The organism is Vibrio sp. LaRot3 (genome assembly GCF_027587025.1).
Taxonomy (GTDB): domain Bacteria; phylum Pseudomonadota; class Gammaproteobacteria; order Enterobacterales; family Vibrionaceae; genus Vibrio.
The window spans coordinates 28,297-52,633 of sequence record NZ_JAPPTI010000011.1; the positions used below are offsets into that span (position 1 = coordinate 28,297).

Annotated in this window: 15 protein-coding genes, 5 tRNA genes and 1 pseudogene; 10 read left to right on the top strand and 11 right to left on the bottom strand. The window is 45.4% G+C overall.

Going from position 1 to position 24,337, the window contains the following annotated elements:
- The first annotated feature begins 160 nt into the window (after positions 1 to 160).
- The 5 genes from OH461_RS16755 (at position 161) to OH461_RS16775 (ending at position 7,599) form a co-directional block, all read left to right on the top strand.
- Positions 161 to 1,483 (top strand): serine/threonine protein kinase, encoded by a 1,323-nt coding sequence (locus OH461_RS16755; RefSeq protein ID WP_270021705.1) that lies wholly within the window; start codon positions 161 to 163, stop codon positions 1,481 to 1,483.
- Positions 1,461 to 2,927, top strand: coding sequence for a chromosome partitioning protein ParA (locus OH461_RS16760; protein WP_270021706.1), 1,467 nt, complete (start codon positions 1,461 to 1,463; stop codon positions 2,925 to 2,927). Before OH461_RS16755 ends, OH461_RS16760 begins: the two co-directional genes overlap by 23 nt.
- Entirely contained in the window at positions 2,928 to 3,494 is a 567-nt protein-coding gene (locus tag OH461_RS16765) for an ECF-type sigma factor (protein WP_270021707.1), read from the top strand.
- A gap of 6 nt (positions 3,495 to 3,500) precedes the next feature.
- A complete protein-coding gene (locus OH461_RS16770; RefSeq protein ID WP_270021708.1) occupies positions 3,501 to 5,081 on the top strand; it encodes a hypothetical protein in 1,581 nt (526 codons plus the stop codon).
- A gap of 133 nt (positions 5,082 to 5,214) precedes the next feature.
- Positions 5,215 to 7,599: an acid phosphatase gene (locus tag OH461_RS16775; RefSeq protein WP_270021709.1), complete on the top strand. Its 2,385-nt coding sequence runs from the start codon at positions 5,215 to 5,217 to the stop codon at positions 7,597 to 7,599.
- A 59-nt stretch (positions 7,600 to 7,658) separates the two neighbouring features.
- Here OH461_RS16775 and OH461_RS16780 read toward each other — a convergent pair whose 3' ends face one another.
- The 10 genes and pseudogenes from OH461_RS16780 to OH461_RS16825 form a co-directional block, all read right to left on the bottom strand.
- Positions 7,659 to 8,582: an SPOR domain-containing protein gene (locus tag OH461_RS16780; protein WP_270021710.1), complete on the bottom strand. Its 924-nt coding sequence runs from the start codon at positions 8,580 to 8,582 to the stop codon at positions 7,659 to 7,661.
- A 239-nt stretch (positions 8,583 to 8,821) separates the two neighbouring features.
- Entirely contained in the window at positions 8,822 to 9,772 is a 951-nt protein-coding gene (locus OH461_RS16785) for an ABC transporter permease (RefSeq protein ID WP_270021711.1), read from the bottom strand.
- A gap of 2 nt (positions 9,773 to 9,774) precedes the next feature.
- Entirely contained in the window at positions 9,775 to 10,752 is a 978-nt protein-coding gene (locus OH461_RS16790; RefSeq protein WP_270021712.1) for an ABC transporter permease, read from the bottom strand.
- A 209-nt stretch (positions 10,753 to 10,961) separates the two neighbouring features.
- A pseudogene (locus OH461_RS16795) lies at positions 10,962 to 12,437 on the bottom strand (ABC transporter substrate-binding protein); the annotation flags it as partial.
- A 233-nt stretch (positions 12,438 to 12,670) separates the two neighbouring features.
- Positions 12,671 to 14,386 (bottom strand): dipeptide ABC transporter ATP-binding protein, encoded by a 1,716-nt coding sequence (locus OH461_RS16800; protein WP_270021714.1) that lies wholly within the window; start codon positions 14,384 to 14,386, stop codon positions 12,671 to 12,673.
- 971 nt (positions 14,387 to 15,357) lie between these two features.
- Positions 15,358 to 15,434 (bottom strand) — tRNA-Pro (locus OH461_RS16805).
- Between the two features lie 10 nt (positions 15,435 to 15,444).
- A tRNA-His gene (locus OH461_RS16810) sits at positions 15,445 to 15,520 on the bottom strand.
- A gap of 44 nt (positions 15,521 to 15,564) precedes the next feature.
- Positions 15,565 to 15,641: transfer RNA gene (locus tag OH461_RS16815), tRNA-Pro, on the bottom strand.
- 72 nt (positions 15,642 to 15,713) lie between these two features.
- Positions 15,714 to 15,789: transfer RNA gene (locus OH461_RS16820), tRNA-His, on the bottom strand.
- Positions 15,790 to 15,823: 34 nt separating this feature from the next.
- Positions 15,824 to 15,900: transfer RNA gene (locus tag OH461_RS16825), tRNA-Arg, on the bottom strand.
- 339 nt (positions 15,901 to 16,239) lie between these two features.
- Here OH461_RS16825 and OH461_RS16830 point away from each other — a divergent pair.
- Both OH461_RS16830 and OH461_RS16835 read left to right on the top strand, forming a co-directional pair.
- Positions 16,240 to 16,653 carry a c-type cytochrome gene (locus tag OH461_RS16830; protein WP_270021715.1) on the top strand — a complete coding sequence of 138 codons (414 nt, stop codon included), beginning with the start codon at positions 16,240 to 16,242 and terminating at the stop codon, positions 16,651 to 16,653.
- A gap of 142 nt (positions 16,654 to 16,795) precedes the next feature.
- Positions 16,796 to 17,134, top strand: coding sequence for a hypothetical protein (locus OH461_RS16835; RefSeq protein ID WP_270021716.1), 339 nt, complete (start codon positions 16,796 to 16,798; stop codon positions 17,132 to 17,134).
- Here the strand turns inward: OH461_RS16835 and rep are convergent.
- Complete coding sequence (rep, locus tag OH461_RS16840) at positions 17,131 to 19,149, bottom strand: DNA helicase Rep (protein WP_270021717.1); 2,019 nt, start codon at positions 19,147 to 19,149, stop codon at positions 17,131 to 17,133. The two genes, OH461_RS16835 and rep, sit on opposite strands and share 4 nt — an antisense overlap.
- A gap of 214 nt (positions 19,150 to 19,363) precedes the next feature.
- On the opposite strand from rep, the gene OH461_RS16845 reads away from it, so the two are divergent.
- From OH461_RS16845 to OH461_RS16855, 3 genes are read left to right on the top strand one after another with little or no spacing between them, the layout of a single operon-like run.
- Positions 19,364 to 19,945: a TetR/AcrR family transcriptional regulator gene (locus tag OH461_RS16845; protein ID WP_270021718.1), complete on the top strand. Its 582-nt coding sequence runs from the start codon at positions 19,364 to 19,366 to the stop codon at positions 19,943 to 19,945.
- Positions 19,946 to 19,963: 18 nt separating this feature from the next.
- On the top strand, positions 19,964 to 21,070 hold the full coding sequence (locus OH461_RS16850) for an efflux RND transporter periplasmic adaptor subunit (protein WP_270021719.1): 1,107 nt from the start codon (positions 19,964 to 19,966) through the stop codon (positions 21,068 to 21,070).
- Positions 21,071 to 21,081: 11 nt separating this feature from the next.
- Positions 21,082 to 24,207, top strand: a complete 3,126-nt coding sequence (locus OH461_RS16855) for a multidrug efflux RND transporter permease subunit (RefSeq protein WP_270021720.1) — start codon at positions 21,082 to 21,084, stop codon at positions 24,205 to 24,207.
- Positions 24,208 to 24,337: the final 130 nt, after the last annotated feature.

Consider the following 24,337-nt stretch of genomic DNA (forward strand, 5'->3'; position numbering starts at 1 on the left):
ATAAGTGAGAAAAAGCCGCTATATGCGGCTTTTCTTTTGTGCACTAAGATCACATTTCTACTTGTAGCACAAAAAAACATATTAATGATTCTAACAATAAATATTTCCTATACACTATGCGATATGGAAATATTCAACAACGTACAGTGAAGTTAGTACAGTGAAGTTGTGTGCTACTAAAACCGAGGTCTATTACTCACTTTTAGACTTAGAAGAACCGCAAAAACAAGCCTATTTACAACAACTACAACAAGATAACCCTGAGCTTTATAAAGAGGTTATGCCGTTAGTTGCGGCAGAGTCTGCGCAAGGCTTAACGGCGTTACTTGGCTTTCATCTTACTCACTCAACTTCAAACTCCATCGATTACTCAAATCAGCAAGTCGATAAATACCTAGTGACTAATGAGCTAGGCCGAGGTGGCATGGGTGTCGTGTATGCTGCAAACCGCGCCGACAAAAGCTTTGAACAGCAACTGGCGATTAAGTTTTTGCATGGCGATTTGGCTCAAGTCTTTAGCCAAGGATCTTTATTTGCCGAAGCACAACTCTTGGCGCGGCTCAATCACCCACATATCGCAAAAGTGTTTGATGGCGGCATCCACCAGCAGCATGTTTTCATTGTGATGGAGCAAGTCGAAGGCGTAAATCTGGAGCAATACATACAGCAGCATTCCCTTTCTCGCCAAGAGAAAATCATGTTACTCATGCAAGTATGTAGCGCGATTGAACACACTCATGGTCAAGGCTTAGTACATGGTGATTTAAAGCCAGAAAATATCCTGATTGATCACGGCCAACATGCCAAACTCATTGACTTCAACCTCACACAAAGTCTCAGCCTTGAAGGTAATCCTATTTTGGCTTTTAGTGAGCACTACGCAAGCCCAGAGCAGCAGCAAGGCAAGACTCTCACCCCGAGTAGTGACATTTATTCGTTAGGTCGATTATTAGAATGGCTTTTCCCAGCTGAGCCAAGCCACTCTGACATTAGAGCAATCTACCAGCATGCCACTCACAATGAGCCAAAAAAGCGCTATACTTCAGCAGCGCTCTTACGATTAGATCTGAACAATATTTTGGCTTCGCGCCCTATTTCACTCAAACAAAAACAGGTGTTTTATACCAGCAGACGCTTGTTTCAACGTCATCCTATCTCTTGCTCGTTAGCGCTTATTCTCATTGTATCGGGGTGTATTTTCACCTCTGTACTGATGGCGAAAAATCAGCAACTCAAGCAAGAAAAGCTCATCGCAGAAAACATGATGTTTGAAGTGACCAGTATGATGTTTCACTCAAAAAGCGAAGCGGTGAGAGAAATGCCAATGAGCGCGGTTCTCGATCTTACTCGACGTAGAATTCTCTCTAACCCCGACATTCCCAAGCACATCAAACAAAAGATGTTGCTCGCAATGATGACGCCAAGCAAAAGCAAACCGAGCCTGAACCAACAACCACAAAATGACAACAATGATACGCAGTAACCCCCTCTTACTACTTTGCTCGTTGATAGCACTGTTTAGCCACATAAGTAATGCTTCTGACCAAACCATCCGTACGGGCTATTTTATCGATGCTCCCGTTACCGGATTGTTTTACAAAACCAGTTCAGATCTTAGTGGCATTACCCACAAGGGCGCGTTTTCATTTAAGCAAGGGGACGTGGTGAGCTTTTACTTAGGTGATAGCGAAAAGAGCTACTTACTGAGCCAACTCTCAAGCCAAGAAGTGATCACTCCAACTCTTGCGACGACTAAGCCTAGCCGTAGTATCAACATGACGCGTCTCTTGCTCTCATTAGATGCCACACCGCAAGATCAGCAAGAGATTCTATTACTTAGCGATTTGCTCTCAGACCAAGCTTTTCAACGCCAACTGCAACGCATCGATCTCAACACCCTTGATGAGGAAGATGCCAAGAGCCTCAATATCGATCTTGTCTCAGCAAAAAAGGCCGTCGAGCACTTAAACCAAAGCCAAAAATACATTGAACAACACTTTGCTTCCGATGAAGTCATCTTCTCACCGCTCAATCTCAAGCTAAAAAACATCATTATTAAAAAGCGTGATTATGCAGGCCGTGTGTGCGCTTACGATTTAAGGCTAAAAAACCACCCGAAGTACCAGCCGCCGATTGGTAAGCTAAGCTATAAAATCACCAAAGATGAAATCATCGAATACCCTGATTTGGGCGACCACTTTAATGGTTGCCAACTAAAACCGAGCAACGAAACCAATATCGTATCCTCTCCGCTGGATGACATAAGTGATTATTACGGTGTGGTTGGCTGCGCTGTTGAAGGCTGCAAACGCAATGACCTCAATGGCTTTGCCATCGACGATTTTAACGATGATGGCGACTGGAAGTATCGTTCACTGTCCATCAACTTCGATCCGACCACCAAGCTATTGATGGAAAAAACTCAAGGCTTAGGCAAAACAGAACACATTCATCATCAAAATAAATCGGAAGCCATTTGGTTCACCTATCCTGCAAGTCTTCATACCCAGCTCAATTATGAAGGGGTATGGCAGCAAACCCGCTACCTTGCTAGCGGGGTAGAAGAAACCTGTTTGCTGATCCATAAAGGCGAAATCAAAGCCCGAAAACCAGCTCAAGATGGCTGCTCGACTCAACCAAGCGACTACCAACAGCGTGTAACCGATCTGTACGCAGACATGTGGTGGGTGGGCAATCAAACGAGTACCGCAGCCATCGAGCAACTTAACATCGCGGTACGCTGGTATCCCAAACAAAGTGGCAAACCACAACTGACCACTTGGGAGTATTTACCAACTGGAACTAGCTGGGATAAAGGTATTCTTTATCGCTATCAGCAGACCATCTCTAAGAATTCAGACGGTTCAGATAAATTGGCCACTCACGCCATTTCTGAATACGTCAAAGTCAGTGGAGTTCAAATTTAGATGTCATCCCCTTTAACTCACATTATTCATCAGTGGCAATCTGGCGATAAGCAAGCCGAAGACAAACTGTATCAGTTTGCTTACTTACAACTGCGTAAGGTCGCCCAACAAGAGCGCGAGCGCAGCGCTCGTAAACACGGCAATGACAACAAAGTATTGCTCGATAGTGTCAACAGCACGACCGCTTTGATTCACGATGCATACTTAAAGCTTGCGCAATCCAAGATGAATGACATCAGCAATCAACGTGAGTTTTATCTTATGGCCGCCAAAGTAATGCGCCAGATCTTGATCGATAATGCACGTTCTCACTTGGCTCAGAAACGCCAATCCGACGACTTAAACAGCGAAGACGTTGAACAGCAAGCATTTGAAGAGTTATTCATCGTCGACCAAGCACTCGATAGCTTTAGCGTTCGTTACCCTCGTCAATCTAAGGCCATGAAGCTCAAGTATCTAATGGGGTTAAAAAACACCGAGATCGGAAGATTACTTGAATGCAGCTCGAGCTTAGTCGAAAAAGACCTAAAATTTTCCCGTAGTTGGCTACAAGCAAAAATGGCCTAACCCGTAATGAACAAGAAGTACATTCTCGCCAGCCTTAGCGGTTTAGCGTTGGCTTGCTGGTACCTATTCTCTAGCGCCCAGCAAACTGTTGATACCACGGTAGAAAACAGTCATCAGACAACGCAAAGTCCGTCACTAAAAGTAAATTCACTAACGGCTGAGGCGACGATAGCTGGCTCAACGTCCGCTGCACCCAATAATGAATTAGCCACAGACCAACCTGACGACAGCATAGAGCTAGCAGCGAAGGTAGAGCCAAACGCTCGAGATGAAAACGAAACACAGCCTGATTTAAGACAAGCATCAGCTCTGGGTGGTACTTACACCATCAACAACCGTCAACCATTAAGCTTAGACAGTGAGCAAAACAGCAAGCCTGAAGTGAATCACCCCGTGCTACAGCAACTCCAATACATTGCTAATCAATGGGTGTTCGTCGCCGGTTCACCGACTCGCTATCAGCTAAATATTGGGGAACTGTTTATTGACCCTGATAATGACTTACTATCGTTAAAAGCGAGCCTATCCAATTCTGATTTCACGTTATCTAGCTCAGGCTCTACCTTAACTTTATCAGGCCAACCGCAAGCAGAATCTCAACCTGCCATTCTTTCTATTTCGGCCAAAGACAGTTATCACGGCGAAGACGATGATGCTTGGGTTACCGCAAAACTTTATCTACCCGCGAATGGCTTGCCGATTTTAGCGAGCCACCCGCTGGAAGGGACGACTCTGTATAGACTTGAAACCACGCACAATCTAGCAGGACAAAATACCCTCTATGAAGTGGTGTATTGCGAGGCATTCAAGCTAACCAATCACAATGTCTACTTTGCCGCCGCAACCAACAAAACCCAATGCCCTAGCGATGAACAATTGGAACTGATCGGAGAATATGAAGTGGAGGGGAATAACATCATCCTTACCAGTACTCAATCTCATTTCGACGCAAAGCAGACGTGGACACTCAATAAACAATACCCCTCAGAGCAACACCACGAGGTGGAAAACTATTTCGTTTCGGTTGACTCTGGTAGCCACCTCGAAAGCTACACCATGCAAAAAAGCAAAGCGGCCATGGAGATGCGCATCAATGGCGTGACTGGCCAGCACCAATTTCAATTTGAATGGTTTGATTATTTACTGCCGACCAACCAAGAAGAGTATCTCATCACTCAAGTTGGCAATTATATTTATGACAAGAAATCCTCTGTCTCAGGGCCGAATGGCGAAACCACTGATTCAGACCTCAATATTCAAAACGTTAATGGCCTTAACCTGAGCTGCAATCAGATAGCTCGCTATTACACCAATGGCGTACTAGCAGGTCCTGGACGCTATGGTATCGATATCATCTCGACTAACGAGCCAAGCAATCCTAACTTCAGCGTGGATTGCTTGGAGTACACCAGTAATGGCGTGACTGGTCAGCAGTCTTTAGCCTTCGACTTGAACTACTTGCCGTATGATGAGTTTCTTGCCGGTGAAGTTTATAGCTACGTGCTGAAACCTAAACCGCAATATGCCAGCCAAGTGGAAGAGCTAAAACTTAACCTTATTTACTCCGAACCGATAGGCCAAAAATAGCCGGTTTATTCATATTTTCTCTGCCTTGGGCTTAGCAGTAAACGCACAAGGCATTCCAAAACATCAAACCAACATAAAAACAAAATCATCTAGGGTTTTTCCTAGTCATGACATCCTTAAAGGACTCTCCAGAATGAAAAAAAGCAATTTGCTAGCAATGTCAGTTGCGATGGCTCTAACCGGTTGTGGTGGCGGTGATGGCGGCTCAGGTACCGATAATCCCACACCCCCGACTAACCCAAATTCACACATTATTACTGGCTTTGATGGATACTTTGAAAATGCCGTCGTCTTTGTTGATAGTAATGACAATGGCGCATGGGATATCAACGAACCTGCACTCGGTCTCACCAATACCCGAGGTGAACTGAATCTTGGCGATTCAAAACCTCAAGGCACACTCGCGCTGCAAATCTTGTCAACCTCAAAAACTCCGCAGCTGATTGATAACCTCAATGCAAATGGTCTCGATGAGAACTTATACACGGTTGATTCTGACCTACCAGGCCAAGCTGTTGCATCTAATGTGGTTTTCCGCGCACCAAACTCTTCAGACGTTATTTCACCGATTACCGACCTCGTAGTAATTGAATCAAAAGACGTCACAAATGACATCGATGGTGACGGCAGCGTTTCCGAGCAAGAAGCGATTCAAGCAGTTCAAACTAGCCTTGGTGATATTGACCCATATTCTGACTTTGTTTCAGGCGAGGACGCCGATCCGATTTTGCACAAAACCGCGCAAATTCTTACGGCAACAAAAGCAGAAAAAGGTGACGCCTATGAACAAGAGATCACGGATGGTACGAGTGACTTCGCTCAAGATGCAAAAGCCGTTGCGGATAGCATCAAAGATGATGAGAGCAAACTAAACGACCCTACCTATGTTACTCCCGTTGATGGTAATCCCAACAACGTTGAGACCCCTACCTATAAAACCAGCGTTGATGGCAAGGTGTACGACGCCATTCAAGCGGCCTTTGATAGTGTGGAGCTCACTCTGGGTGATGTGGGTAACAGTAATTACCTATTCGAAGTGCCTATTGACGGATTATTTTATGATGGCGATTTACCCAATGGTATTGAGCTTACAGCTTATGACGGTTCATCTGGTAATACCGAACTAGATATATCTGAGTTATCCAATTCCAATATTCACGTTGCGATATACGATAACTACAACGGTCTAGGAAAAGATATTATCGCGCTTGGTATTCAAGATACTAACTCGATAGCCAAAGCCGGTGATTTCGAAGTTACTTTAAAACTACGAGCTCAAGACTCTGATAACTACTCAAAGACCGAAGCGACATTCTCCTTTAGTGTCGACCAAGGCGAAGCAACCGCACCAGAAGCGACGTCGGTACTAGAGGATATCGAAGATCAAGTTTCTCAATGGCAACTTGTAGAGCGTAAAGAAGTGCCAGACACCTATCGTGTGTCCTACTCTGGCCTATTTGATAGTGAAAACACCGTAAACGTAACAGCAAAAACGAACCTTTCCATTGCTGGACTCATGCTGACAAATACAAGTGATACTCAAGAGCTTGTCCTTTCTGGTACGCCGACTCTTTCAAGTAACGATGCTAACTTAGAGTTTGAGATTTGGATTACGGGTACCGACTCAACGACAGGTCTCTCAACCCAAGTCACCGTAGAAGTGCCTGACATTGCCGATGTCCGTCCGCTGCATCCATTAGAAGCCAAAGAACTGTTCTATATTGAAACACCTGAAGACGATGAGATTCTTAACTCCTGTCAGACTTTCTATCTCGCAGACGGTGAAGTTTATTTTGGCGATGAGGGCTATAACGGAGACCTCACCAGCAGCTGCGCACCAGTCTCCCCAACCCCATCCGCTACTTATACGGTAGAGGGCGATATCATCACCATCTATGAAGGTGATTATGACCCAATGACTTTTGAAGTGATGTACACAGCTAAAGAATCTAATGGAATTGAGCGATTTACCGTTACGAGCACCGAGCTGAACAACGATGGAAACTATTCCGCAACCTTTGAAGCATTCGCTGCAAAAGAGGCTGCAGAAAAACGTATCAACTTAACATCGACCGATGACTGGGATAGCGCCGCTCTTCCTACGACTCTGCATCTACCTAACAACCGCGATGGTAGCCATAAACCTCGCTTCGTTGAAGTCTATATTACCGCGCAAATGCAAAATAGTGGTGATGGTGATGAAGGAAACCTTAATGAGAAAGCCGATGCCGATTTGTTCTTTGATACTGTTGATGGCAGCGACATTACTTGTGCCGACTTGCGAAACAACTTAGAGACCATTTCTTTTGCCTCTATAGAAAGCACCGAATGTTACGATGGACAGGATCAAGACGAAAGCGGCAATCCGAAAGGCCCTGCATACGCAATCATTGACTTCGATTACGATACCGAGTTTGTCGACAATAGCGTACATGCTATCTATCTCAACGGTTTTACGGACAACGATGTTCGCTTGATGCGTAATATTCGCTTCACAGGAAATAGTCATTACGACTAACGCCGATACGAAAAAAGCAGACCTACTTAGGTCTGCTTTTCAACTTATACGCGAGTTAATTACTTAGCACACATAATATTCAGTAGTGATGAACCTTTAATCTGCGTCACTTTACCATTAGTAAATAGACCGCGGCGCTTATTGCCCCAGTAAGGTAAGTGCATCGGCCATTTGTTGGCTTTCATGATATTGGCTTCTAGCAATAGCTGCCACTGCTCTTCCGTCGGCAAGCCCATTCCTAACTGGCGACATACTTTCAGTGCACCATCGTAATCAAAACGATTCCAAGGTAAACCATATTCCATATAGAACTGGTCATCGCTAAACATGATGTATGGCACTTTGAACTGCACATCACCCACCATAGCTTCACGGCGGATTGATATCTCGCTATCGCGCGCGGTTGACTTCACTGGCGGCTCAATGGCTTTTAATGGCGCAGGTTCAACGACAGGCTTTGGCGGAGTGATCACTGTAGCCGCTTGCGCAGCTGGTGTCGCGTTACGAACTTGGGGTTGTGCCACAGGCTTTTTCGCCACAGCGCCTTTAACGACTTCACGAATAAAGGCTTCTTTATAGCGAGTGATGGTTTTCACCTTAGCCAAATCTTGCTTCGCGTCAGTAAAATCTGTGTATGGCCCAATCAAGCAGCGAGCGTTGCGACCTTCAATTTTCGCCCAAACATCAGTAGTGATCTTTGGGTAAATGACTTTCGCTTCTTTCACTGTCAATGGCTTGGCAAATACACCACACTGAATCCAAAAGTTTGATTGTTCACCTTTTGGTTGCTGCTTACCCCATAGTCCTTTACCTATCGGGCAAGATTTATCTAAAAGCGGTAAGTCCTGTGTCGATGCCTGAGTCGCATCACATAAAAAATCCTGAGCTTGCGAAGGCGCAGCGAAAGCAGCCAAACAAAGTAAAGAGGCTGAAAATACTTTAGCGAGTGGCTTAAATGGCTTCATTGCCATGTTTGTTTTCATATTGTCCAATAAACCTATTCTATTCTTTGCCTGATCACGGGCCACATTGCGAAATATCGCTATGTTAGATAACAAGGCTCTACCAGAGTTCCTTTGAAACTTCATAGTTCAACTCCACTCATTCGCGATAGCATAATTATTGACGTCGTGCCGTATACAAAATGTCGATGCAAAAAAAGAGCCGTAATCTCTTACGGCTCTCAGTTTAAGTCAATTTTCGATACAAACCCTAGATTGGATCACCCTTTATAGATTTTCGGGTTAAATACATCACGCAGCCAGTCACCTAATAGGTTGATTACCAAGACTAAAGTTATCAGAACAATGCCAGGGAAAGCAGTAATCCACCAAGCACCAGAGAAAATGTAGTTAAATCCAGTACTGATTAACGCCCCTAATGATGGCTGATCAACCGGTAAACCTAACCCAAGGAAGGAAAGTGCCGCTTCTGACATGATGGCATTTGCCACCTGCACCGTTGAAATAACCAAGATAGGTGACAGACAGTTCGGCAGAATATGACGGAACATGATACGTGGAGCTTTAAAGCCCATTACTCGCGCCGCTTCTACGTACTCTTTCTTCTTCTCGGCCAATACCGAAGCTCGAATGGTTCGGGCATATTGAGGCCACTCAGCCACACCGATAATCACCACCAGCATCACCACCGCATATTGGCTATAAAAATCACTGCCAAAGCTGGCTTTAAATATCGCCGATACGATGATTGCCACCATCATAGTTGAGAATGACAACTGAACATCAGCAAATCGCATCAAGAAACTATCAATACGGCCACCAAAGTAACCTGCTGACAAACCAATAACGATACCTAACACCAACTGCAATCCGACCGCTAAAAAGCCAATGGTGAGAGAAAGGCGTGAGCCATACAAAATGGTCGAAAGAATATCGCGCCCTTGCTCATCTGTCCCCAATAGAAAACGCTCATCACTGCCTTCCATCCATGCAGGAGGCAGCTCTGAATCTAAAATATCAATCGAGCTTAAATCGTAGGGGTCGGTCGGCGCAAAAATGGGCGCTGCCAACGCCATGACCAAGAACATCATAAACACGGTAAAGCTCGCCATAGCGACCTTATCGCGCTTGAAGTAATACAAGAAATCCGACTGCTTAAATCGATCCCAACGAGAAGGAGCAGACGTTTGAGTTGCTACATTGTTAGCCATCACTATGCTCCTTTACCTGTTAGGTTCACCGTTGGGTTAATTAACCCGTACAACAAGTCGACAATAGTATTAGTCACGACGAATATAAGCCCAACGAAAATAACGTAAGCCGTAATCAATGGCGTATCGACTCGGTTAATCGCTTCAAGGAAAAGGAAACCAGTACCCGGCCACTGGAACACCGTCTCAGTCAGAATTGTGTAAGCCACCATAGTACCGATCTGCACCCCGCCAACCGTCAAAACAGGCAACATGGTGTTTTTCAAGGCATGTTGATAGTAGATTTTGTTCAGTGCGAGGCCTTTCGCCTTACCAAACTTAATGTATTCAGAGCTGAGTACTTCGAGCATCTCAGAGCGAACCAAACGAATAAACAGCGGCAGCATAATCGACGCGAGCGCAACACAAGGCAAAATCAAATGCGCTAAGCCATCGAGTGTAAAGAAGCCCGACTCCCAGCCGAGAACATTGGCGGTTTCCCCCCGCCCATAAGATGGCAGCCAGCCCAATTCAATCGAGAAGACATACATCAACATGATCGCGGTTAAGAACACCGGAATTGAAATACCAATACTACTTAGCGCCATCACCACTTTAGTAAAGAAGCTCTTAGGATGGATTGCGGAATAAACACCAAGCGGAATCGACAATACGATGATGATAATTGACGCGCCAAAGACCAGCTCAAGTGTCGCGACCAACTTATCTAGAATCACTTCAACCGCAGGGCGCTTGAAGAAGTAAGACGTACCAAGATCACCCTGTAGCGCAGCGCCTACAAAGCGAGTGTATTTTGTAATGAAGGGATCATTTAAGCCGAGCTCATCACGCAGCGCTTGACGCTCTGACTCTGAAACCGACTGACCGACAAGCTCACGTAGCGGGTCACCCAGATTATCCTGAATGGCGAACGCCACTAAACTGATCACAAACATCACTATCAGTGCCTGAAACAGGCGCTTGACCAGAAACGAAAACATTCCTTGCCCCTTTCTTTCCTTAGAGAGTCATTGACCGTCATCCTTGACCACAAGGCCGAGTTAATTGGTCAATCTGCTCAACCAGTCTTAACAAAGGTGCTCACCCCGACTGAGATAAAGATGAGCACCTAAACAAGCAAATTTCTCGACAAAGTGACCATTAACTACACGTAGCTTAGTAAGCGGTCACTTCGCAATTGCCCCTTCTCTTACTTAACCACTAGGTCGCCAAAGTAAGGGAAGTTCATCGCGTTGACGATAGGTTCAATCTCAACGTTCGCTTTGGCACCCCAAGCAAGGTTCTGCCAGTGTAGAGGAACGAATGCCGCATCGTTGTATAACGTTGCTTCCACTGTTTTCAGCATTTCAGCACGCTTAGCCGGATCCGTTTCAACGTTTGACGCTTCCACTAGCTTGTCGACTTCTGGGTTTGAGTAGTAACCACAGTTGTATTGGCCTTTACCTGTTGCTTCGTCGCGCGTCATCGTTAAGAACTCAGAGAAGTTCGCTGAATCTTCCGTATCTGAGTGCCAACCAATCATCAGCATGTCCGCTGCACATTTATCAAACTCAGGCCAGTACTGCGCTTTAGGCATAGTCTTTAGATCAACCTTAATACCAATCTTAGATAGCATCGCTGCTGCAGATTGTGCAATCTTGGCATCATTTACGTAGCGGTTGTTTGGCGCCATCATGGTTAAGCTAAAGCCATCTGGGTAGCCTGCTTCAACCATTAGCTGCTTGGCTTTTTCTAGATCAAAACGAGGCACAAGCGCTTCATCATAACCAGCGTAACCTGATGGGCCTTGCTGACCAGCGACCGTCGCGAAACCTTTCATTACTTTCTCAACGATACCTTCGTTGTTAATCGCATGAACAATCGCCTGACGAACACGAACATCTTTCAGTGCTTCATTGCTGTTTTGATTCATTTGGAAAGTGATGATTCGCGTACCTGAAAGGGTCACAAGATCGATATCTGATGCGCTTTGAACACGCTTGTGGTCGTTAGGTGCAACGGGCGCAATCATGTCTACGTCACCAGAAAGCAGCGCAGCTACGCGAGTCGCATCTTCTTTGATTGGTACAAGCGTGAGTTTGTCTACGTTACCTGTATCTTTATCCCAGTAACCATCAAAGCGTTCAAACTCTACTTTTACGCCTTGCTCACGAGCCGTTACGATGAATGGGCCGGTACCAGACACATTGGTCGATGCGAACGAGTTACCGTGCTTCACAACTTCTGCTTTGTCTTTGCCATCAGCAGTCGAGCCCGTGTAGAACTTGCTGTCCATCGGGAAGATGTAAGTGGCTGTTTGCAGTACTAATGGGTAAGCACCTTTGGATACTAGCTCAACTGTGTAGTCGTCCACTTTAGTCATCTTCTCGTATGGTTCAAAGATGGCTTTAAAGTCTGGCGAATTTTTCAAACGCTCAAATGTCCATACGACATCATCTGCGGTTAGCTCATTACCAGAGTGGAATTTCACACCTTTGCGCAGAACAAAGCGGAAAGTGGTGTCATCCACACGCTCCCAGCTTTCTGCAAGGCGAGATTCAAAATCAAGAGATTGGGTGTAACGCACTAGAGGGTCAAATACCATGTGCGACATCTGCAGCGTACCACCAGAAAGCTGCTCATGTGGGTCTAGTGATACTGGGTCAGCATCATAAGCCACTTTAATCGCTACTTCTTGTGCCGCTGGCTGCTCTACTTTTGCAGCCTCTTGCTCTGCAACTTTCTCTTCTTTTGGTTGCATCGCAAAATAGATACCACCGGCAGCCACTACTGCGACGGCGACTGCAATCTTGGTTTTCATACTCATCTGCATAACTCCTTATGCGGGATAGCTATCCCTAGTTTATGTTGTGTTTGCATCTTAGCTATTCGTAGGCCCCTGCCCTTGAATAGGTCGGCTTAAGCCGTTTTTACCTCTTCTCTTAAGCCAGTAAATTCCGGCATTAAGGAAATAAGTTGTTTGCTGTATTCGTGTTGAGGATCGGTGTAGAGCTGCTCAGTAGGAGCTACCTCCAACAACGTACCCATTTGCATCACGCCGACCCGATCGCACATCTGACGAATCACTGGTAAGTCATGACTAATGAATAGCATGGTGAGGTTTAACTCATCTTGCAGGTCTTTAAGTAGATTGAGAATTTGCGCCTGTACCGATACATCCAGCGCTGAGGTTGGTTCATCACAAATCAACAACCTTGGACGCGTTGCCAAAGCGCGAGCGATTGAAATACGTTGGCGCTGACCACCCGAAAACTCATGGGGATACTTCACACCCGCCATTTTTCCTAGGCCGACGTGATCCAATAGATCGTTAACGATCTGTCTCGTTTCTGTTTCATTGCGAGTCAGTTTGTGGAATCGAATCGGTTCGGCAATGATGTCGAAAATTTTCATTCTCGGGTTCATTGACGTATATGGATTCTGGAACACCATCTGCATTTGACGACGCAGCGGGCGGCGTTCTTTCTCTGATTTCAGGCTAGTAAGGTCGATACCTTCAAATGTCACTCTGCCTGAGTTTGGTTGATACAAACCGGCAATGACGCGGGCAATGGTCGATTTACCCGAACCCGATTCACCCACTAAGCCAAATGTCTCACCTTCATGGACTTCAAAGCTGACATTATTTGAAGCTTGGACGTATTCACGGCGACTTTCAAACAACGAGTCCTTGGTAATAAAGCGAAGGTTTACATTCTCAACTTGTAATAGCGGGCCAGTATAATCTCGATGATCTTGGCTTTGACCTAACCAGTGATTCTTTACATCAAGTTGCTCCATCTCGTGGGCTTCTTCGATATAGCTCACTAGCGGGAAACGGTCCAACTTGATATCTGAACGAGGCACAGCAGAAATCAAACTGCGTGTATAAGCGTGGTCTGGGTCGCCAAGCACTTTCGCGGTTGGCCCAAATTCAACCAAATCACCACGGTACATCACCGCCACTCGGTCAGTTACATTGGATACCACACCCATATCATGGGTGACCAACATACAGCCGACGTTTTTCTTAATACAAAGCTCTCGAATCAAATTAAGGATCTGATCTTGAATGGATACATCAAGAGCCGTAGTCGGTTCGTCTGCGATAATAAGATCAGGCTCACCAGCCAGTGCGATCGCAATAACCACGCGCTGACGCATACCACCAGAGAACTGATGCGGGAATTGTTTAAGACGGTTTTCTGGTTGTGGGATACCCACCTGTTGCATCAAAGAGAGGGCGCGTTGATACGCTTCTTCATCTGATACCTGCATATTGGCATGGATGGTTTCTTTAAGCTGATGCTCTACCGTGAAAAGAGGGTTTAAGGAAGTCATCGGGTCTTGGAAGATAAATCCAATTTTTGAACCACGAACTTTGCGCATCTGCTGGGGTGTTAGACCCGAGATCTTCTCACCATCTAAAAATACTTCGCCATCAGCAATGACCCCTGGAGGGCTTAATAAGTCGATTACCGCATTACCAACGGTGGATTTACCTGCACCCGACTCACCAACCACGCCAACAATTTCTCCACGTTCAATATTGAACGATAGAGACTTAACGGCGGCGTGAACACCATGGCGAGATGGGTATTCAATACGAAGATCTTTTACTTCTAAAAGTGACATTACCAGACCTCTACTGCTATGGCAGTTTTCTGCCCTGTCTGATACCTGTCATCAGAACAATTACGTGCTTCAGAGAAGAAATAGCTGAACGTCTCAACAACTACCTTCTATCAATACTCTGAAAAACCGCGAACTAAACAACAGGTATTAAAGTGAATCCATTCTTTGTCAGTACATCATTCTGACAGTTACAAGTTGAACAATTTGGCAAAAAATTCACAGAAAAGCAACAAATACAGTGAAAAAAGTCGAATTTGCGCATATTTTAAGCAGCTCATAAACGAATATTTGCATAAGCAATCATGCTAACTTATCGAAAAATCTCGTTAAAACCACGTAATAGTAGGCTTTATAAGGGCTTCTTATTTAAATCATGTAAAACCGCAGGAATATTTATCCAAAAGCACGAATATAAATTCATTAACAAAAACAAAACAAGATTTTATTAAGAAACAAAAAATCAACACGCAAAACTAGATTAAAAACCACAAACCAGACCAATCGACTAGATAATCCAAATAAAACAGTTAATTTAACAATAGTTGATATTTCGGGGTGGCATGGGTTATTTGTTGAAATTACAACCCCCAAAACGACATGAAAAAAGTGGGAAGATGAGTTCGCTAAGCAGAAAAGGGCTTCTATAGAGATCGGTGAAGAGACATTTTTTGAATATCAGGCAAACCCCACTCTACTCGAAGTTCAGATCTCCAAACGTAAAAAAGCCCCAATCTTTCGACTAGGGCTTCTATGGAGATCGGTGAAGAGACATTCTTTGAACATCAGGCGAACCCCACTCTATTCGAAGTTCAGATCTTCAAATGTAAAAAAGCCCCGTCATTTCTGACGAGGCTTTCTATAGAGATCGGTGAAGAGACATACTTTGAACATCAAGCGAACCCCACTCTATTCGAAGTTCAGATCTTCAAATGTAAAAAAGCCCCGTCATTTCTGACGAGGCTTTCTTATAGTGGTCGGTGAAGAGGGATTCGAACCCCCGACCCTCTGGTCCCAAACCAGATGCGCTACCAAGCTGCGCTATTCACCGACAAAATTAATGGGGTGGCTAACGAGATTCGAACTCGCGACCACCGGAATCACAATCCAGGGCTCTACCAACTGAGCTATAGCCACCACTAATTTTTTTGTATAACCGCCTTAGCGATTATTGAATATAGTGGTCGGTGAAGAGGGATTCGAACCCCCGACCCTCTGGTCCCAAACCAGATGCGCTACCAAGCTGCGCTATTCACCGACTTATGTTTTGTCCCGATAAAATCGAAACTGGAAACCTCTATCTACTAAGTAAACTGGGTTACCGAAATAATGGGGTGGCTAACGAGATTCGAACTCGCGACCACCGGAATCACAATCCAGGGCTCTACCAACTGAGCTATAGCCACCACTATCTGTTTTACCGATATTCCTCCAGGCAAATGGCGCGCCCGAAAGGATTCGAACCTTCGACCTTTGGCTCCGGAGGCCAACGCTCTATCCAGCTGAGCTACGGGCGCATGCCCCATCGGCGGAGTGGAATAATACGTATATCACACTATGTCGTCTAGTACTTTTTCAAGTTTTTTTATCGTTTGACGCCTTTTTGGGCGATTGATAGCGAATAAAACCCTACAAATGGTGTGACATACCCCTTGCCATGGACAAGTTGTTGTTTATTGCAACATCTGGTCGATATATAATCACCTAGTATTTACATTGATTTAACCACGTTAAACCTTGTAGAACATCTTATACTCTAATATCAGTGCGAATAAAAACATCAGCCAACAATGATAACGCATTGGAATAATAATAGGTGAGTCAGAGCTCATCTTCTGGAATGTACAGTGAGTTAAATGGATATGTCTCGAAAAATCTTTACCGCTTTTATAGCGGCAGCGACGTTTTCTTCTGCTGCGTTTGCCTTAAACGTCAGCCCTGAAGAGCACGATGCGATTGCAGAAAGAATCAAACCCGTCGGTGATGTTTATCTAGCTGGTGCTGAGCCTGTTGTCGTAGAGAGAAGCGGCCCAAGAGATGGCGCGACTGTTTACGGAACATTTTGTACCGCATGCCATAGCACAGGCGTCAGTGGCGCACCTATCACAGGTGATGCAGGTGATTGGGCTCCTCGTATCGCAAAAGGTAAAGATGTCCTGACCGATCATGCCATCAATGGTTTCAATGCAATGCCTGCCAAAGGGTCGTGTATGGACTGCTCTGATGAAGAGATTATTGCCGCCATTGACCACATGATCGAAGGTCTGTGATTAGCAAAACAGTATCAAAAGGCTTGGCAAATAGAGTTAAGCCTTTGAATATTCTGTTTTATAAAAATAGATTCAAGAGAAGCGTTTTTGTGACGATACAATAAATAGGCAGTACGATTTTCGAACACTTTCGGAGATGCTTATGAAAATCACATCCAATGCATACCTCCCTCAACCTATGGAGAATCACATTCATGAGCAACAAGTTAAGCCTTCACGCCGTGCCGATGACAATTCTAAAATTGATACGCACGACATCCAATCCAAACAGCAACTCCGTCAGATTGTTGAGCATCTCAATTCCGCACTGCCTGAACTGAGTAATAGTTTGAGTGCCAATATTGTCCATCATGGCGGTCAAGCAATGATCGAGATACGTAATGGGGATACCGTGGTGAAGCGTATTTCTGATGGTGAAATACTCGCGTTTGTTGAGTCCCGAAAAAGCGGAACGCCTCACCTAATTGATCAGTACATCTAGTCTTTCTTAAACATCGCTCTTAGGTTGGCAATATGTGCCTGCCCTTTTGCCATGCGCTCTTCTTGAGTAACCGGCTTTTTAGTCGCCTCCCATTCCACATCGTCAAAAGGAAGCTCATCCAAAAAGCGACTTTGTGTTGGTTTAATTAACTCACCAAACTGGCGACGTTCACGACACATCGTAAAGGTCAGTTCTTTCTGAGCGCGGGTAATGCCCACATACATAAGACGTCGCTCTTCTTCGACATTCTCTTCATCAATACTGGTTTGGTGAGGAAGGATGCCTTCTTCAGTACCAATCAAATAGACATAAGGGAACTCTAGACCTTTTGAGGCGTGTAGCGTCATTAACTGTACTGCATCGCTGTCATCATCTTCTTCACCGCGCTCCATCATGTCACGCAGTGTCAAACGCTGAACCACTTCTTTAAGCGTTTTCTCTTCTTGGTCATAGTTGTCACCTTCGAGGTCGGCGACAATCCAAGAGTACAGGTCAGACACGTTCTTCATGCGCATTTCAGCGGCTTTCGGGCTTGAAGAAGTTTCGTATAACCAATCTTCGTAATTGATATCACGCACCAATGAACGTACCGCTTCAACGGTATCACCACGCTCCGCTTGATCGGCAATCTTCACCAGCCAAGCAGTAAAACGACGTAGGTTTTCTAAACCTCGACCAGAAAGATGCTGCTCAAGCCCCATCTCAAAACTGGCTTCAAACAAACTTTTACCACGCATATTGGCGTAACTGCCTAGCTTCTCTAGCGTCACAGGACCAATTTCGCGCTTTGGCGTGTTCACAATACGGATGAAAGCGTTGTCATCATCCGGGTTCACCAGCACTTTGAGGTAAGCCATGATGTCTTTGATTTCTGCTCGCGCGAAGAAAGACGTACCGCCTGAGAGTTTGTATGGCACTCGGTTTTGCATCAGAGATTTTTCAATCAAGCGCGATTGATGATTACCACGATACAAAATGGCGTAATCACGATACTCGGTTCGATTTAAAAACTTATGGGCAATGATTTCACCGGTGACACGCTCTGCTTCATGCTCTTCGTTTTTCGCTAACAATACCTTTAGCTTTTCGCCGTCTGGTAACTCAGAGAACAGAGACTTTTCATACACGTGCGGGTTATTGGCAATCAAAATGTTAGCACTGCGCAAGATGCGGTTGGTCGAGCGGTAATTCTGCTCAAGCTTAATCAGCTTAAGATTTGGATAGTCTTCACCAAGCAACACCAAGTTTTGCGGCTTAGCACCACGCCATGAATAGATAGACTGATCGTCATCGCCTACTACGGTCAAGCGCGCTCGCTCACCAACGATGAGTCTCACCAACTCATATTGGCTGGTGTTGGTATCTTGATATTCATCCACCAGCAAGTAGCGAATGCGGTTTTGCCAGCGCTGACGAACCTCTTCGTTGGTTCTGAGTAACCAAACAGGTAGTGCAATCAAATCATCAAAATCGAGTGCGTTATATGCCTTCATCTGCTTTTGGTACATTTCAAAGCAGAAAGCAAACAGCTGTTGCTGCTCACCCTTCGCGCGCGCTTTGGCTTGCTCAGGTGTCAGCATGTCGTTTTTCCAGTTTGAAATGGTACTTAACAGGCTACGCAGTAGGTCTTTGTCCCCATCGATCTGCTTTTCGGTCAGCTCTTTCAGCAGCGCCATTTGGTCTTGGTCATCAAACAGAGAGAAGCCGGCTTTCAAACCTAGATGTTTGTACTCTCGCTTAAGAATGGTCAAACCTAAGGTATGAAAAGTAGAGACCATCAACCCTTTCGCTTCTTGCTTACCCAATGTTTGGCCGACACGCTCTTTCATTTCACGCGCCGCTTTATTAGTAAAGGTTACCGCCGCGATGTTGCGCGCCTTATAGCCACACTGCTGAACCAAGTACGCAATCTTATTGGTAATAACGCGCGTTTTACCTGACCCTGCGCCAGCTAGTACTAGGCATGGGCCCGATACATACTTAACCGCTTGGTCTTGTCCGGGATTCAGCTTCATGGTGTTCTCATTGGGTAAAAATAATGGCGCTTATAATAATGGCGCAATAGTTCAATTGCTATTATTAATACATCGCCCTTTTGAGCCATATCATCAGGCAAAAATAGAGTAATTACTCAACTAAATTTACTGATATTTGCACAATTTTTATTGCACTACTGGGCAGTAATTGATCTATAATGAATGAACGTTCATTCATTGGTGGTTTCATATAATGGCCAACAACACTAACGTAGATAAGCAACAGCAGATACTCGATGCCGCAGAAAAGCTAATTGCAGAGACAGGCTTTCATGGACTGTCGATGCATAAAGTAGCGAAAGAAGCTGGCGTTGCAGCGGGTACCATCTACTGTTACTTCTCCGACAAAGAAGATTTACTCAATGAGGTGCGTTTGCGCGTCGCTCAACGAATCGCTACCGCAGTTCAGGCAGACGTTGATGATTCTGAACCATTAAAAGTGCGCTATCGTACTATGTGGTTGAACATTTGGAACTTAGCGGCGTCAAACATCAATGCATTGAGTAACCGGGTTCAATACGAATCGCTTCCTTGTTCTTCTGAGAAATCAATCCGACTATTAGAAAAGAAGATGTTCTTTAAGGTAGACCGATTATTTGAAGAAGGCAAAGAGCAAGGCGTATTTAAACCTCTAGCTAACGAAGTACTATCGGGGCTAACTTTTGAAGCTTGTGTTGCGCTTGCTCGAAAACACGCTTTGGGATTTTACCACCTTGACGACGAAGCGCTTGAAGCGGCTATCGACGCAAGCTGGGATGCAATAATTAATCACTAACTTGGAGTTCTGATTAGAATGAAAAAGTGGACTTTCTTTATGATTGTAATCGCCGTACTACTGTTTGGTAGTGTGATTGGTTTCAATCTATTTAAGCAACAAAAAATTGCCGAGTATATGGCAAACCTACCAGAACCTGAGTTTCCGGTTACGGTCACTGAAGTACAGGCAACGGACTGGGTGCCAGTGATTGAAGCGATCGGCTTCATTGAACCAAACCAAGGCGTAACAGTAGCGAACGAAACCAGTGGTGTGATTGACGTAATCAGCTTTGAGTCAGGTACTCAAGTTGAAGAAGGTCAGCCTCTTATCACTCTGGACTCTCAAGTTGAAAAAGCCAACCTAAAGAGTGCTCAAGCTAAGCTGCCTGCAGCAAAAGCGAAGTACAAGCGCTACCAAGGCCTATACAAAAAAGGCTCTATTTCAAAAGAAGCGTATGACGAAGCAGGTGCAAACTACTTCTCACTACAAGCGGAAATTGAAAGCCTTAAAGCGTCTATCGACCGCCGTGAAATCAAAGCACCATTTGCAGGTGTTGTTGGTATTCGTAACGTTTACTTAGGTCAATACCTACAAGCGGGCAGCGATATTGTTCGTCTAGAAGATACGACGGTAATGCGCCTTCGCTTTACGGTTCCTCAGTCTGATATTTCTCGTATCAAACTCGATCAACAAGTGGATATTTTCGTCGACGCATACCCAGAGAAAACATTCAAAGGCTCAATCTCTGCTATTGAACCAGCGGTTAACGTTCAAAGTGGTCTAATCCAAGTTCAAGCGGATATTCCAAACAGTGATGGCCAACTGCGTAGCGGTATGTTCGCACGCGCTAACATCATTCTTCCTAAGATCGAAAACCAAGTAGCACTTCAGCAAACAGCGATTACTTATACGCTTTACGGTGACAGTGTGTACATCGTAACTGAAGAAGAAGGCGCTAAACGCGTTAAGCAGCATGTGATTAAAGTGGGTGAGCGTGCCGCAGATGTTGCTCACGTACTTGAAGGTGTGAAACCGGGTGATGTGGTCGTAACGTCTGGTCAGGTTCGTCTAAGCAACCATGCGAAAGTTCGCATCGTAGAAAGTGATGCAACTACCCCACCTGCTGAAACACCAATGCTGTAATTGGAGGAATCATGCGCTTTACTGATGTTTTTATTAAACGTCCAGTTCTGGCGATTTCGATCAGCTTCTTGATAGCTCTGCTTGGTTTCCAAGCCATCTTCAAGATGCAGGTGCGTGAATACCCAGAAATGACAAACACGGTAATTACCGTGTCTACTGGCTACTATGGTGCCAGTGCCGACCTTATCCAAGGCTTTATTACTCAGCCTTTAGAACAAGCGGTCGCGCAGGCCGATAACATCGACTACATGACGTCTTCGTCTGTATTGGGCACGTCTACGATCACCGTAAACATGAAGCTCAATACGGACCCGAATGCGGCATTGGCTGATGTATTGGCAAAGACTAACTCGGTTCGTTCTCAACTTCCAAAAGAAGCAGAAGATCCAACGGTAACCATGTCGACCGGTTCAACAACCGCGGTACTTTACATCGGTTTCACTAGTGAAGAGTTATCTTCAAGCCAGATCACTGACTACCTTGAACGTGTAATCAACCCTCAGCTATTCACCGTAAGCGGTGTCTCTAAGGTTGACCTATACGGCGGTATGAAATACGCACTTCGCGTATGGCTAGACCCAGCCAAGATGGCTGCACTTAACCTAACCGCTTCTGATGTTATGGGCGTGCTCAATGCCAACAACTATCAGTCAGCAACAGGTCAAGCTATTGGTGAGATGGTGCTATACAACGGCAGTGCTGACACCCAAGTTTCTAACACTGAAGAGCTTGAAGCTTTAGTCGTTAAAACAGATGAAGGTGAAGTCATTCGTCTAGGCGACATCGCCAAGGTAACGCTAGAGAAAAGCCACGACGTCTACCGTGCAAGTGCTAACGGTCAAGAAGCAGTGGTTGCTGCAATCAACGCAGCGCCGAGTGCTAACCCAATCAACATCGCAGCAGATGTACTTGAACTACTTCCACAATTGGAACGTAACCTACCAAGTAACATCAGCATGAACGTGATGTACGACTCAACGGTCGCGATCAACGAATCTATCCAAGAAGTAATTAAAACAATCTTGGAAGCAGCACTGATTGTACTGGTGGTGATTACGCTATTCCTCGGTTCTTTCCGTGCGGTATTGATCCCGATTGTCACTATTCCACTGTCGCTCATTGGTGTGGCAATGGTAATGCAATCTATCGGCTTCTCATGGAACTTGATGACACTACTGGCGATGGTACTTGCTATCGGTCTGGTGGTGGATGACGCGATCGTTGTACTCGAAAACGTCGACCGTCATATCAAGCTAGGTGAGTCTCCATTTAGAGCAGCCATCATTGGTACGCGCGAGATTGCGGTTCCTGTAATCGCGATGACTCTGACGCTAGGTGCGGTATATGCGCCAATCGCAATGATGGGTGGTATCACCGGCTCGCTATTTAAAGAGTTTGCTTTAACCCTTGCCGGCTCGGTATTTGTTTCCGGTATTGTGGCACTGACTCTATCACCTATGATGTGTTCAAAAATGCTTAAGGCGAATGAAGAGCCAAGCAAATTTGAACAAAAAGTGCATTCCGTTTTAGACAGCATGACAAACCGCTATGCCGGTATGTTGAAAGCGGTAATGGACCATCGTCCAGTGGTTTTAGCGTTCGGTATCATCGTATTTGCCAGCCTGCCAATTCTGTTCAAGTTCATCCCAAGTGAACTTGCACCATCAGAAGATAAAGGCGCGGTCATGTTGATGGGTACAGGCCCATCGAATGCGAACTTAGATTACCTACAAAACACCATGAACCACGTAAACCAAATTCTGTCTGATCAGCCAGAAGTTGAGTTCGCGCAGGTGTTTACGGGTGTACCAAGCTCTAACCAAGCGTTTGGTATTGCATCAATGGTACCTTGGAGTGAGCGTGAAGCGTCTCAATCTGAAGTAGCAAACCGTGTAGGCCAATTAGTGGGTGACGTACCAGGAATGGCAGTAACTGCATTCCAGATGCCTGAACTTCCGGGTGCGGGTTCTGGTCTACCAATCCAGTTCGTTATCACTACGCCTAACAGCTTTGAAAGCCTATTCACTATCGCGACAGAAGTTCTGACCGAAGTGAAAAACAGCCCGATGTTCGTCTACTCTGACTTGGATCTAAACTACGATTCAGCGACGATGAAAATCAACATCGACAAAGACAAAGCAGGTGCATACGGCGTAACCATGCAAGACATCGGTATCACTCTAGGTACTATGATGGCGGATGGCTACGTAAACCGTATCGACTTAAACGGTCGTTCTTACGAGGTTATTCCTCAAGTAGAGCGTAAGTGGCGCCTAAACCCAGAATCGATGAAAAACTACTATGTGCGTGCCGCAGATGGTAATGCGATTCCTCTGGGTAGCTTGATCAGCATTGATGTTGTGGCTGAGCCTCGCTCACTACCACACTTCAACCAGCTAAACTCTGCAAGTGTGGGTGCGGTACCTGCGCCGGGCACTGCAATGGGTGATGCAATTACATGGTTTGAAGATATTGCTGCAAGCAAACTTCCAGCAGGTTACAACCACGACTACATGGGTGAAGCTCGTCAATACGTAACAGAAGGTAGCGCACTATACGCCACCTTTGGTTTGGCACTGGCGATCATCTTCTTGGTTCTAGCGATTCAATTCGAATCTCTAAAAGACCCAATGGTTATCATGGTATCTGTACCGCTCGCAATCTGTGGTGCTTTGATTGCCCTCGCTTGGGGCGCAGCGACCATGAACATCTACTCGCAGGTTGGTCTGATTACCCTCGTCGGTTTGATTACCAAACACGGTATCTTGATTTGTGAGGTTGCGAAAGAAGAGCAGCTACACCATAAGAAGAGCCGTATCGATGCAGTGATGGAAGCGGCGAAAGTACGTCTGCGCCCTATCCTAATGACAACTGCCGCGATGATTGCGGGTCTTATCCCACTGATGTACGCAACAGGTGCAGGTGCCGCTCAGCGCTTCAGTATCGGTATTGTTATCGTTGCTGGTCTAGCGATTGGTACTCTGTTTACCCTATTCGTACTACCAGTGATCTACAGCTACCTAGCAGAGAAACATAAACCTCTGCCAGTATTTGTAGAGGACAAAGATCTGGAAAAGCTAGCGCGAGTTGACGAAGCGAAAGCGGCTTGTCGCGAACTCGCGAAAAACAACCAATAAGTTGTTAAGTCGCTAAAGGCCACCTCGGTGGCCTTTTTTATACCTCACAACTTGAATCGCTTTTTTACTCTCTAATGGGCGACTTTCTAGATTGAATTACTTAAAATGTCGTCAACGATACAGGAGTGAT

Coding starts and splice junctions, on each gene's coding strand:
- OH461_RS16780 (WP_270021710.1), bottom strand. CDS start 8,582: ATGAAAACAAACATGGCAATGAAGCCATTTAAGCCACTCGCTAAAGTA.
- OH461_RS16775 (WP_270021709.1), top strand. CDS start 5,215: ATGAAAAAAAGCAATTTGCTAGCAATGTCAGTTGCGATGGCTCTAACC.
- OH461_RS16765 (WP_270021707.1), top strand. CDS start 2,928: ATGTCATCCCCTTTAACTCACATTATTCATCAGTGGCAATCTGGCGAT.
- OH461_RS16830 (WP_270021715.1), top strand. CDS start 16,240: ATGGATATGTCTCGAAAAATCTTTACCGCTTTTATAGCGGCAGCGACG.
- OH461_RS16760 (WP_270021706.1), top strand. CDS start 1,461: ATGACAACAATGATACGCAGTAACCCCCTCTTACTACTTTGCTCGTTG.
- OH461_RS16800 (WP_270021714.1), bottom strand. CDS start 14,386: ATGTCACTTTTAGAAGTAAAAGATCTTCGTATTGAATACCCATCTCGC.
- OH461_RS16835 (WP_270021716.1), top strand. CDS start 16,796: ATGAAAATCACATCCAATGCATACCTCCCTCAACCTATGGAGAATCAC.
- OH461_RS16770 (WP_270021708.1), top strand. CDS start 3,501: ATGAACAAGAAGTACATTCTCGCCAGCCTTAGCGGTTTAGCGTTGGCT.
- OH461_RS16855 (WP_270021720.1), top strand. CDS start 21,082: ATGCGCTTTACTGATGTTTTTATTAAACGTCCAGTTCTGGCGATTTCG.
- OH461_RS16845 (WP_270021718.1), top strand. CDS start 19,364: ATGGCCAACAACACTAACGTAGATAAGCAACAGCAGATACTCGATGCC.
- OH461_RS16790 (WP_270021712.1), bottom strand. CDS start 10,752: ATGTTTTCGTTTCTGGTCAAGCGCCTGTTTCAGGCACTGATAGTGATG.
- OH461_RS16850 (WP_270021719.1), top strand. CDS start 19,964: ATGAAAAAGTGGACTTTCTTTATGATTGTAATCGCCGTACTACTGTTT.
- rep (WP_270021717.1), bottom strand. CDS start 19,149: ATGAAGCTGAATCCCGGACAAGACCAAGCGGTTAAGTATGTATCGGGC.
- OH461_RS16785 (WP_270021711.1), bottom strand. CDS start 9,772: ATGGCTAACAATGTAGCAACTCAAACGTCTGCTCCTTCTCGTTGGGAT.